Annotated in this window: 13 protein-coding genes; 4 read left to right on the top strand and 9 right to left on the bottom strand. The window is 38.5% G+C overall.

Translation table 11 applies throughout. The features are described from left to right. A partial coding sequence (locus V7137_RS23175; RefSeq protein ID WP_335700254.1) for a GT-D fold domain-containing protein occupies positions 1 to 1557 on the bottom strand: 1557 nt, incomplete at its 3' end. A gap of 99 nt (positions 1558 to 1656) precedes the next feature. Here V7137_RS23175 and V7137_RS23170 point away from each other — a divergent pair. The 3 genes from V7137_RS23170 to V7137_RS23160 all read left to right on the top strand — a co-directional run bounded on the left by V7137_RS23170 (position 1657) and on the right by V7137_RS23160 (position 4048). Further along, positions 1657 to 2082, top strand: coding sequence for a hypothetical protein (locus V7137_RS23170; RefSeq protein WP_335700253.1), 426 nt, complete (start codon positions 1657 to 1659; stop codon positions 2080 to 2082). Between the two features lie 224 nt (positions 2083 to 2306). Next, positions 2307 to 3281: a glycosyltransferase family 2 protein gene (locus V7137_RS23165; protein ID WP_335700252.1), complete on the top strand. Its 975-nt coding sequence runs from the start codon at positions 2307 to 2309 to the stop codon at positions 3279 to 3281. Between the two features lie 29 nt (positions 3282 to 3310). Further along, on the top strand, positions 3311 to 4048 hold the full coding sequence (locus V7137_RS23160; protein WP_335700251.1) for a GT-D fold domain-containing protein: 738 nt from the start codon (positions 3311 to 3313) through the stop codon (positions 4046 to 4048). 199 nt (positions 4049 to 4247) lie between these two features. On the opposite strand, the gene V7137_RS23155 is transcribed toward V7137_RS23160, so the two are convergent. After that, the gene (locus V7137_RS23155) at positions 4248 to 4427 is read right to left on the bottom strand and encodes a hypothetical protein (protein ID WP_335700256.1); all 180 of its coding nucleotides are present in this window, start codon (positions 4425 to 4427) and stop codon (positions 4248 to 4250) included. Then, positions 4424 to 4576, bottom strand: coding sequence for a winged helix-turn-helix domain-containing protein (locus tag V7137_RS23150; protein ID WP_420490168.1), 153 nt, complete (start codon positions 4574 to 4576; stop codon positions 4424 to 4426). Before V7137_RS23150 ends, V7137_RS23155 begins: the two co-directional genes overlap by 4 nt. A gap of 378 nt (positions 4577 to 4954) precedes the next feature. Between V7137_RS23150 and V7137_RS23145 the strand changes: the two genes are divergently transcribed. After that, on the top strand, positions 4955 to 6016 hold the full coding sequence (locus V7137_RS23145) for a glycosyltransferase family 61 protein (RefSeq protein ID WP_335700255.1): 1062 nt from the start codon (positions 4955 to 4957) through the stop codon (positions 6014 to 6016). Positions 6017 to 6048: 32 nt separating this feature from the next. Here the strand turns inward: V7137_RS23145 and galE are convergent, their stop codons facing one another. The 6 genes from galE to V7137_RS23115 form a co-directional block, all read right to left on the bottom strand. Then, positions 6049 to 7038 carry a UDP-glucose 4-epimerase GalE gene (galE, locus tag V7137_RS23140; protein WP_335700250.1) on the bottom strand — a complete coding sequence of 330 codons (990 nt, stop codon included), beginning with the start codon at positions 7036 to 7038 and terminating at the stop codon, positions 6049 to 6051. A 57-nt stretch (positions 7039 to 7095) separates the two neighbouring features. Beyond that, a complete protein-coding gene (locus tag V7137_RS23135) occupies positions 7096 to 8373 on the bottom strand; it encodes a UDP-glucose dehydrogenase family protein (RefSeq protein ID WP_335700249.1) in 1278 nt (425 codons plus the stop codon). Continuing rightward, positions 8370 to 9191, bottom strand: a complete 822-nt coding sequence (locus tag V7137_RS23130; protein ID WP_335700248.1) for a UTP--glucose-1-phosphate uridylyltransferase — start codon at positions 9189 to 9191, stop codon at positions 8370 to 8372. Before V7137_RS23130 ends, V7137_RS23135 begins: the two co-directional genes overlap by 4 nt. 585 nt (positions 9192 to 9776) lie before the next feature. Next, a complete protein-coding gene (locus V7137_RS23125) occupies positions 9777 to 9917 on the bottom strand; it encodes a hypothetical protein (RefSeq protein ID WP_335700247.1) in 141 nt (46 codons plus the stop codon). 252 nt (positions 9918 to 10169) lie between these two features. Continuing rightward, positions 10170 to 10328 (bottom strand): hypothetical protein, encoded by a 159-nt coding sequence (locus tag V7137_RS23120; RefSeq protein WP_335700246.1) that lies wholly within the window; start codon positions 10326 to 10328, stop codon positions 10170 to 10172. Beyond that, positions 10325 to 10756, bottom strand: a complete 432-nt coding sequence (locus V7137_RS23115; protein WP_335700245.1) for an SRPBCC family protein — start codon at positions 10754 to 10756, stop codon at positions 10325 to 10327. The genes V7137_RS23120 and V7137_RS23115 overlap by 4 nt, the downstream gene beginning before the upstream one ends. Between the last annotated feature and the right edge of the window lie 307 nt (positions 10757 to 11063).

Raw genomic sequence — 11063 nt, 5'->3', positions numbered from 1 at the left:
CTTTATGCCACTCTTTATGGAAATTCTTGCTTTATAATTTCTGCAGGCTCTTTCCGTTCCAACAACAATAACCTTTGGCAGACCACCTTTTTTTTGATGAAATGCTCGATAAATGGATCTTGAAGACGCTATCTGTATTTCATTGACAGTCGCAAGACCATCTTTATTCGAAAGGGAGCCCTTATGAATTCTATAATCTAATAAAACATTCTCAACCTTTTCCATTTCACCTTTTTCCAATAATTTTAGCCATAAATCATAGTCATAAGCAATTTTGAATTGGGGATCATATCCTCCTACTTCCCAGAAAACCTCTTTTGAAAACATAACAGAACTGTGTGTCAACGGGCAGCCCCAGTAAATAATGTTTCTAATTTCATCCCTTGTTTTATGATTGTTTCTACTCGCGGTCAATCCTTCATATACAGAATCAGGAATATCCGCATCCCCAGAAATACATTTTATCAATGTACCCACTCCAACCAGTTGGGGATGTTCCTGAATATATTTCACTTGTTCTTCGATCCTAGTGGGATAGCTATTATCATCTGCATCCTGAATAGCAACCCACTCACCCCTTGCCTCTCTAATACCTAAATTTAATGCTTTCGCCGCACCTTGATTTTCCTCTAGATGAATCACCTTAACCCTGTCGTCTCGTATTCGATCTAAAATTTGTTTTGTTGAATCACTTGAACCATCATTTACAATGATAATTTCTAAGTTAGAATAGGATTGGTAAAGAGCATGTTTGAGTGTTTCTTCCAAAAACCTTTCCCCGTTATGGACGGCCATCACCATTGACACAAGGCAGTTCCTGTTCATACCAGCCTTCCAATCCTTTAATATTTTTTCATAATTAAAATTTTCACCATCAATAATCTTATCTAATGCATGACCGAAGTCTATAACTACTCTATTTGTATGATTTGCCAGCCGTGGAGCTAGAATGGTAGCGGGAATTCCAGCTGCTACAAGGGCAATATCCCAATCCCTTGAAGCTAGGTCCTGATAAGCTTCCTCGATTTGCTCAAACCCCTCAAGAACCCTAGTATACGTAATATTATAGCCATCCTGTATGAAAAGTGGTGCTGCTTCAGCAGCACGCCTTCCCACTAAGGCTATTTTCCTGTCTTTTAAGATCGTCCAGAATTGCATATTCTTAATCATGTCGTGCGTTATAAAAACAGAGCAAATTTTCTCAGGCTTAAAGTCTAAATTGTATAGAAGCCGACCTGTCAGTTTAGCGGTCTCCTTATCTTCCCATTCTTGGCCCCAAGAAGCATGAAGACCTACAATATCCGTTGTTCTTAATGCTTTTTCTAATTCATTTTTAATCGTCGTCATCGACTCGGTGGCCCCTGAATATGCACTGTAGGGTTCTAATAAAATAGTCCATTCAGGAAAAAAAATCCAACCAATGTACGCTATCTTAATATGTCTATAACGGCCAATTGAAAGTGGCTTTCCCTTTTGAAGGGCATCGTCTATAAACATTAATACATCCTCAAGATTCAGCATGCGTTTTTCATAATTTATCTGGTCATTGATCTCCAATTTCTTATCACTCCTCTTAATGGAAATTTACAAGGCAGACCATAAGGTAAAATAATCGTTATTTAATTTTAGCCCCTTTTCTGAAAGGTAGTTTATCAATTGATTTCCAGCCGGGGCATTAGAAAGAATGATAAACGCATCTATCTTACCTTTCTTGTAAAGTCGGTGGGATTTATTCATATCTTTTATTCCATTTATCATAAGATAAATTCGGGTATGAAAGATGCCTTCCTCCTTCATCATCTTCTCAAAGGGAATACATCCTGCTTCGGTTCCATGAACAACCACAACAGGCTTCCCTTTTTAGTGTATGACCGTGACCTATGGTTCCGCCTGTTTGAAATTGCTCCATTTGAAAAGATACCTAAAGTCTTATATTACTACCGTGTTCTTCCTCACTCTCTTAGTCATGGTAATTCTATTGCGTTAGGTAAAGAATTATTATTGGCTGCCACAATGGGTATACGAGACGCCATTTGTCGCAATAAGGGCTATCTCCAAGGAGAAGAGCCAAATATTATTTAAATGGCGTCCCGAAATAAATGTGAATTCTTTAAGGGAAATTTTGCTCCTCATGTCAATATGAATGTTCAACGATATATTAATCGTAGAGAACTAAGGGACTGGGAAATTAAAGTTGAACTTTTATCAATAAAAGCCCGTTCATTTATTTTAGTTGAATCATAGACTAATAAGAATAGCGGAGAAGACCTTTAAATAATTGAAATTAAGGTGAGGAGAGGTATTCAATGTTTGTATCTGTTGTAATGGCCGTCTATAATGGCGAAAAATTTATACAAGAAGCGATTGATAGTATTCTTTTACAAACATATGAGCACTACGAACTGATTATAGTTAATGATGCTTCAACAGATAATACTCCAAAGATTTTAGACAATATTACAGATGAAAGAGTGCAAATTATACATCTTCCTAGTAATCAAGGGGCAGCCGAGGCGCTTAACATAGGTATTGATCATGCAAAAGGAGGCTGGATTGCTATTCATGATGCGGATGATATAAGTGTACCTAACCGTCTAGAAAGACAAGTTAGTCATCTTTTAGAACATCCTGAGCTAGTTGCGTTAGGCTCTTGGATTAAGTGTATCCCAGGTGACAATCAATTCGAGGCAGGAAGAAACTGGTTTAGAACGACTTCCCAAATTGCTTCTGTTTTATATCATGGTTGTCCATTAACTCATGGAAGTGTAATGTTTTCAAAAAGTGCATATATAACAGCAGGAAAATATGATGCTAGCTTAAGAATTGCTTATGACTATGATCTCTGGACTAGACTTATTACCTTAGGACCAATAGAAAATGTTCCTGAGGTGCTTTATCACTATCGAAGATATAGCGAATCTCTATCCAATAAAAATGAGTATGAAACAGTGAAAGAATTATTTTACTCTTTTTCAAATTATGTTAGAAATACAATTTATAAAGACCGGCAACTATCCCCAAAATTCGTTGTAATTGGAAGTAAAGAAGGCTGTGAATTATTTGTAGAGCAGTCAAAATCCTCAATTGAAATTACATTAATGATTTATAGGGCGGAAAGAAGTTATATTCGACGGCTCAAGTCGTGGTTTAAAAGCAGGAGATTAGATGGAGTAATTTTATTAGGTAATGCACCCTATAAGAGGGAATTGATTACTTCACTACAAAATTGTGGAATGGAATATAATCGCAATATTTTCGAATTTTATAGTGGAGATATGTAATAAAAAATATTTAGTAGGGGGGTAATTCTATGTCATGTAGTTGTCATAATTATCAACATACATTTTTAAGTACTCATGAAGTACTTAATCTTTTAGAGGAAGCGATAAATGATAAGAAAGAATTTTCATTGACTCGATTTTCACATGCGGAAGTTTCTTGTTTAAGTTGGAAACTTAATCGCAAGTTATTTAATATGATGGATGATTTTAGAATATATAATGGTTTTACTGGGTCTGCTGAACATACAGCCAAAAGAATATTAAAATCTATGAAAACAACAAATATAGCAGGATTTGTTAGACAGGATGATCAAAATAAAGGAGCATTTTGGTATGAGAGTACTAAAAGCTTATTTCATCACTTAAACTATATCCCTAAAAAAATATGTTCAGTTTGGGTAACACATGACATGATAGAGGAACAGAAGTTTTGGGAACTCCTTTACAATAAAAAAGTAGCTCTTATCGGTAGACGTGCACAAGAAGCTATACCTTATTTTCAAAAAAATCATGTGAATGTAACTATTGCTTTGCCATTAGAAGGAATGCAGTATATAGAGGAAGTATATAAATCTTTAGTAAATAATAATGATTGGGATATTGCCTTACTAGCTGCAGGTATACCAGCAACTATCTTAACACCAATGTTAGCTAAATCTACTAGGCGTATTGCTATTGATTTCGGGCATGCGCTCGATATGGTAATTGATGGGGAAAGTTTTGATTTTAGTAAATTATTTGAACAGTTTAAGAATGAAAATAACTAGGGATACTCAAAAGGCATTTCTATTATGTAAGGAATAGGTAGGGGCTATTGAAAATATTTCAAGTATTTACAATTATTCTCAAGCTTACCTGTGAGCATGTATCCCCCAGCCATTCAGGGATACCTCTTGAATGAGATAGTCCTTCGAGAAGGAATCAATCCGGGAATAGTAGAGCGCCTGCTCCACAAACCGATCAATCTTATCCAGGCGCAACAAGATAAACGGCGGATATGAAAAGACCGCCGATATTTACATAAACAATGTTCGGCGCATAATTGTCCCGGGATATCGCGGAAATCATCAGTGAAATAAAAATCATAAATACGACATAGAAAGAAATGAAGAGTCGTTTATCGTCCAAATAGTTAAGAAAACTCATCTTATGACATACCCTTCTCCCTTGACGGTGCCGATATAGTCGGGTTTGCCCAATTTCGACAGCTTCTTGCGATGCCTTGTCATATTGACCGTTAGGGTGTTGTCATCCACTAATCTTTCGTCCTCCCATCTTGAATTAGGTGTTTTTATTGTGTGATCATTCTCCTTTAATTCTTTAATTCTGTAAAAAGATTGGGTTTTCGTAGACGGCCATTGATTAAGAAAGTAAAAGCATTACTGGGGGTGGGAGCATTTAGTAACATTAAAATCGTTCTAGAGGAAACAATTCAAGAGTATAAAATAAAGAAAGCAGAACCATAAGAAGACAACGAACTATTGTAAGTTTCATTCTGGACATGTAATTCGATATAAGCATTTCATGTGAAATCTAAACCAGAGCTCTTAGACAATATATAAAAAAGCTCCTTTAAAAACCGTAATTACATAAAATCGGTTTAATTAATATACAAGAAATTATCGAATCGCGGATGAATATTATTATGAATTGGAGGCGATTTTTTGAGTACAGTGATACCGCCTGATGGTATCTATAACACCGTAAAGGATTGGGTTGAAGCAAACGTCGAATCAGTTTCTCAGGGTGTAGTCTTTAAGGAAATTTACCCTGAAACTTCTTTTTCAAGACGTATGAAACGTCCTCCAGCTCGCTACCCAATTAAATTAGAAGGTGGGTCTGTCGGAGTGATTCCAGGCGGACGCGTATGTGGGCTAAATGGAGCGATTGTAACCCCAGATAACCGTCTAATCTGGGATGCTTCGTTAGAATTTGTCCATCCACGCTCCAATCATTCCATTTTTAAAGTAGAAACCTTACCCCCTATTTCACATCAATACGAACAAATAGCAGACCTCACACATGTAGTGGGCAGAAACTATTATCATTGGATGTATGAAGTGTTACCCCGCGTTCATTTACTTCGGGAGAGCGGCCTGCCTGTGGAACGCTATATTATAAAGTCTGAACCTGACTATGTACCTTTTCAATCGGAAACCTTACACCGTCTTAGCATAGCAGATGAGCAATTAATAAAGACCTACGAGGGGTTCCATATTCAAGCCGACCAGTTGGTAGTTGCATCCCAGCCAACGTTTGCAACCAAGTGGGGCTATGACTTTTTAAGGAACACATTCTTAAATGAAGAATCCACTGAAAAAAGGCGGATTTACATTAAGAGAAAATGGTCGCGCATCATTACGAACGAGTCTGACCTATGGGAGATCTTAAAGCCGTATGGTTTTGTACCAGTGGAACTTGAAACCTTTTCAGTCACCGACCAAGCCCGACTTTTTTCATCGGCCGAAGTCGTTGTTGGCGCACATGGTGCTGGCTTAGTTAATTTGACCTTTTGCAGACCAGAGACAAAAGTGATTGAAATTTTCTCGCCAACCTATATCACTCCCCTTTATTGGGCCATTTGTTCTTTTGGAAACTTGAAACATCATTATTTTCTCGGGGATTTCGCAGGAGGCAATCGCACCCAGGAAAATCGAGGATGGACAGGATTAGATAACATTACCATTACCCCGCGCAAGTTTGCAGCCTTCTTAAGAAATTTGAAACTTCAATAATAACTATCCACTTTATTACAGTGGATAGTTATTTATTTATAGCCATACGGATGCTGCTGATGCCAGTTCCATGCAGATTTAATGGTTGCTTTGATATCATATCTTGGGGCCCAGCCAAGTGCGTTTTGAATTTTTTGCGATGATGCGACTAACTGCGGAGGGTCGCCCTTTCGTCGTGGTTGAATTTTCACATTTGCCTTGGCACCGGCCACTTGCTCACAGAGGTGGATCATTTCTAAAACGGAAACACCTCGTTCATTTCCTAAATTGAAAATGTCCGCTGTTTTTTGCCCTTGATGCTGTAGTAAAAATTCTAATGCTAAAATATGGCCAGCCGACAAATCCGTTACGTGAAGATAATCGCGAATGCACGTGCCATCTGGAGTCCCGTAATCATTTCCAAAAATCTCAATATATGGCGACTTCCCTTGTAAATGCCTTAATATATTTGGAATTAAGTGAGTTTCCGGATCATGGTCTTCCCCTATTTCAACAGATGGATGTGCTCCAGCTACATTAAAATAACGAAGGGCAATATAATTGAAATCATGGCTATCTGAAAGACTATTTAACATGGTTTCTATCATTAGTTTAGACTTTCCATAAGGGTTAATCGGGTTCGTCGGCAGTTTTTCATGGATGGTTGATTGATCCGGTATCCCATAGGTTGCACAGGTCGAGGAAAAGATGAAATTTTTAATGTGGTGGTCAATCATTTTTTGCAGTAAGCAAAGTGTCACAGCCACGTTATTTTGATAGTATTTAAGTGGATGGATAACCGATTCACCAACAAGGCAGCTGGCTGCAAAATGCATGACGGCTTCAATTGAGTAAGCTGTAAAAATATGTTCAAGTACCTTAGAATCCCCCACATCCCCATGAATAAATGCTGCCCGTTTATCGACGGCCTCTTTGTGGCCAGTCGATAGATTATCTAAAACTAAAACGGAATAACCCCGATCTGCAAGATCCCTGACAACATGGCTGCCGATATAACCGGCACCACCTGTAACCAAAATCATCGTTGATTCACATCCTTTTTAATCCATAGTAAAAAGAGCATGTGGCAATGCTCTTTTTTAGTGATTAGAAACTCCAAAATAATAAAATCCTAATTTCTTCACTTGGTCCTTATTAATTATATTTCTCCCGTCAAAAATATAGTGGTGCCTCATTAACCGCTTAATACTCTCCCAATTGAGTTTCTTATAATCATCCCAGTCCGTGGCAATCACAAGCGCATCTGCACCCGCGACCGTTTCTTCAATGGTCATAAATTGGTGAGGGGCGCCACTCTCCACCATTGGATCATGCGACTTCACAATCGCTTGTTCTTTTAATAATCGATCAATCAAAATGAAACTAGGAGACTCCCTCGTATCATCTGTATTTGCCTTAAAGGATAACCCGAGCACGGCAATCGTTTTATTTTGTATCTCACCGCCGAGTGCCTGCTTTATTTTTTCAATAAAATAAACAGGCTGTTCCGCGTTGACCTTAACTACAGCCTCAAGAATCGATAAGGGTGTTCCTTGTTGATTAGCTATGTGGATGAGCGCATTGACATCTTTCGGAAAACATGAGCCGCCGTAACCCATCCCCGCATTTAAGAAATGCGGGTTAATCCGGTGGTCCAGCCCGATTCCGTTTGAGACGTCTTTCACATTGATGGAAAGTTTGTCACATACCCTTGCTAACTCATTGATATAGGAAATTTTTAATGCGAGAAAAGAATTGGCTGCATACTTAATCATTTCAGAGGCTGTTGGGTGGGTTTCGACGATTGGGCAGTGGAAGTCTTTATATAATTCTCTCATGATGGTTTTGGCTGTTTTACTTGTTGTGCCGATGACGATTCGATCGGGATGGAGCGCATCGTGAAGGGCGGAACCCTCGCGCAGGAACTCTGGATTAGAGACGACATCGAACGGAATGGGTGCCGTTTGATGTACTTTGATAACGCTTGTCACTAACTCAGCGGTACCGACTGGCACGGTACTTTTCGTAACAATCACCTTGTATTGGTTGATGTGTTGACCAATCGATTTTGCGACATTTTTGACAAAGGTAAGATCTGCGCTGCCATCCGTTCCCTGCGGGGTACCGACACAAATGAATATCACGTCATTCTCTTTCATTGCTGTTTCCGTGTTGTTTGTAAAAATAATATTACGGGCTTGGGTATGCTTTTTTAGGAGGCTTTCAAGGCCTGGCTCATAGAAATGCAGGTTGCCTGCCTGCAAAGCTTGAATCTTACGCTCATCAAGGTCGAGTCCGGTCACTTTGTGCCCATGTTCGGAAAAAATAAGCCCTGTGGTGGTTCCCACATAACCTGTACCGACAATTAAGATGTTCACTGCTGTTGTTTCCCCCTCGGTCCACAGATATAATTAATCAACTCTACATACTCTGACATTTTAGCGATATCAAAGCACGTTCCGTCTATCTCCAGCCCATAGCTTTTATAAGCTTTCGCCATTTCTTTAATAGCATCAGTTAATTGAATTTCTCCGCCTACACCTGGTTTTACATTTTCAAGATAATTGAAAATGATGGGGTCAAAAATATATCGGCCAATTACCGCTAGATCCGATGGTGGGGACTTTTGCGGCTTTTCAACAATGTCCTTAATGATATATTCTTTGTTTTTTATGAGTTCTGGTTTAATTACCCCATAGTTCTTCAATTGGTCCTGGTCCAGTTTTTTAACACCGATTATATTCCCCTGGTGTTTGGTGAATATATCGATTAACTGTTTTAGTGGTTGCTTCTCGTTAGCAAGAATAATTTCATCTGGGAGCAGGACAGCAAAAGGTTCATTTCCGACAAACTGCTTTCCTAGGAGGACCGCATCCCCTAATCCGCGTGCATAGGACTGGCGTACATACTGAAAATGGACATTGGGAAGGGCGATTTCCTTTAATAAGTGCGTTTTATCCTTTTCTTCTAAGTAGGTCTCCAACTCTACCGACCGGTCGTAATAATCGAGAATCATATTTTTTGATCTGGAGACAACAATTAATATTTGCTCAATTCCTGATTTAATCGCTTCTTCCACGATAAAATCTAAGGCCGGCCTTCCGCAAATGGGCAGCATTTCTTTCGGCAGAACTTTCGTGATTGGCAAGGTTCTGGTTCCATACCCTGCTGCAGGAATGATTGCTTTTCTTACCATGTTCTTCCCTCCTAGCGAACTAGTATTAGATTATTCCAAAAAGGAAGAAGGGGAAGGTTATCCAACAGAAACGGGCGCTAAAATGGGTGGTTGTCCAAATACCGTGGGGAAGAAGGCCAGAGGAGATCAATTTGAATATAGTGGAGCGGAGGCAAACGAGTAGTGGGAGCGGATAATGAAGGTGACAAATGTCATCTTCTTAAGAAAATGAGATGATTTATGGGTAGATTATTTAATAGAAGATTAGATACTGACACTTGGATGGTTTTTTTAAATGGGGAAATGACCATGTTTAATAGGCAGGATAGAGGATATTAACAACGTTATCAACATTTATTACCGGGATATCCACATGATCGTCGGTGATATCCACAATTTTTCACCATTTATACACAGATAATGTGAGTGAACTTTGGCTAAATATAAACTAATTACCAGCGATTGAAATTATCCACAAAACCCACAGTTTTATCCACAAAATTAACAAATTTACCCACAATTCACTTTAATATATCCACATTTCCTATGGATACTATCCACATTTTTCATTACAAAAGGCCTAGTGGAAGGGCTAGGCCTTTGTGATTATCTGTTTGAGCCTTCTTCAGGATTTTCACTATCGTACCGTTCAACAATTTCCGTAAGTTCGCCCGTATCGCCTTTTGCATTTATAATCTCAAAAATTTCATTTAATCCTTCACTCGTTTGCTCATCGTTCTTTTTCATCTCGGTACCCCCTTTTTTTATAGAATACCCAAATTCAAAGGAAACCATTTCTGGGGAAATATGTCGAAAACATTCTTATCCCACGTGACAGTATTCTTCTTTTTTCCGCGCGATTATTTGCTATCTTATAAGAAAAAATCATCGAATGGAGGGCAATTGTATGTATTTTGAATGCTTGTTAGATACCATATTGGGGGAACGACAAATTTTCCATATTATCGATTGCTCGATCTGTGGATTTGAGGAAATCTATTATGAAAATCCTGCTGCAAAGCAACTGATTGGACGAGCTTGCTCTAACTGTAACTTTGTCCAGAGATTTGAATGACCAAAGGCAGATGCACTGAGCATTGCGACTGGAGCGCTCCAATTAAATAGAGCTTGGATTGGTCCAAGCTCCACTTTCATCAATGAACGATGGCTCCTCTTAACTGGTTAATTCCAAACTCCAAATATCCTTTTAAACAAGTTAGCATATAAACCCAGCCTTCTTTATTATCCAGCAGATGACTCATCAACTCATCATCATCTTCTTTAAATCCTTCTTCAACAATTTCAATGATAGTGCTCGATTCATCCAATTCTTCGAGTGATATCGTGACAATATTTCCTTCTCCATTTGTCCCCCACCGGAACATGATTTTCTCATTTGGCTCGACTTCGATTACATCGATATCGACTTGGGCATTGTATTCCTCATATCTAAGTGTAACGGTCTGCCCCTGCTCCCATCGAGCACCTGATGAGAACCAGAAATTCTTGATTTTTGCAGGATCAACGAAGGCTTCAAATACCTCATGAGCAGGTTTCATGATCTTAAATTTTGTACGATTGTACATTTCGGGAAATCCCCTCTCTTTCAATACATTCCTATATGTAATGGTTGTCCTATTGCTCTATTTTATACCATTCTATCTGTTAAAAAATCCTTTTTAATCTATAAAAAAGCCAGTATTCCAAAATACTGGCTTTAAATAGATATAGGTTCGTTTACATTTTTAAAGCAAATTCAAGAACTTTACTATTATGATAACTGGATTTAACGTTTAGCTTTGCTCTTAACTCTTCATCCAAACAATCTTGCTTTAAGAGTTCGTTGTGGCGGTGCTGAATTAAATGGTAGTAATATTTTCCCTTTATAAACAT

Source organism: Neobacillus drentensis (genome assembly GCF_036962765.1).
Lineage (GTDB): Bacteria > Bacillota > Bacilli > Bacillales > Cytobacillaceae > Neobacillus > Neobacillus drentensis_C.
This window is presented reverse-complemented; position numbering and strand designations above follow the sequence as displayed.

What these genes read in the sequence shown, in the direction of transcription:
- V7137_RS23160 (WP_335700251.1), top strand. Translation starts at nt 3,311, where the DNA reads ATGTCATGTAGTTGTCATAATTATCAACATACATTTTTAAGTACTCAT.
- V7137_RS23155 (WP_335700256.1), bottom strand. Translation starts at nt 4,427, where the DNA reads ATGAGTTTTCTTAACTATTTGGACGATAAACGACTCTTCATTTCTTTC.
- V7137_RS23165 (WP_335700252.1), top strand. Translation starts at nt 2,307, where the DNA reads ATGTTTGTATCTGTTGTAATGGCCGTCTATAATGGCGAAAAATTTATA.
- V7137_RS23130 (WP_335700248.1), bottom strand. Translation starts at nt 9,191, where the DNA reads ATGGTAAGAAAAGCAATCATTCCTGCAGCAGGGTATGGAACCAGAACC.
- V7137_RS23125 (WP_335700247.1), bottom strand. Translation starts at nt 9,917, where the DNA reads ATGAAAAAGAACGATGAGCAAACGAGTGAAGGATTAAATGAAATTTTT.
- V7137_RS23115 (WP_335700245.1), bottom strand. Translation starts at nt 10,756, where the DNA reads ATGTACAATCGTACAAAATTTAAGATCATGAAACCTGCTCATGAGGTA.
- galE (WP_335700250.1), bottom strand. Translation starts at nt 7,038, where the DNA reads ATGATTTTGGTTACAGGTGGTGCCGGTTATATCGGCAGCCATGTTGTC.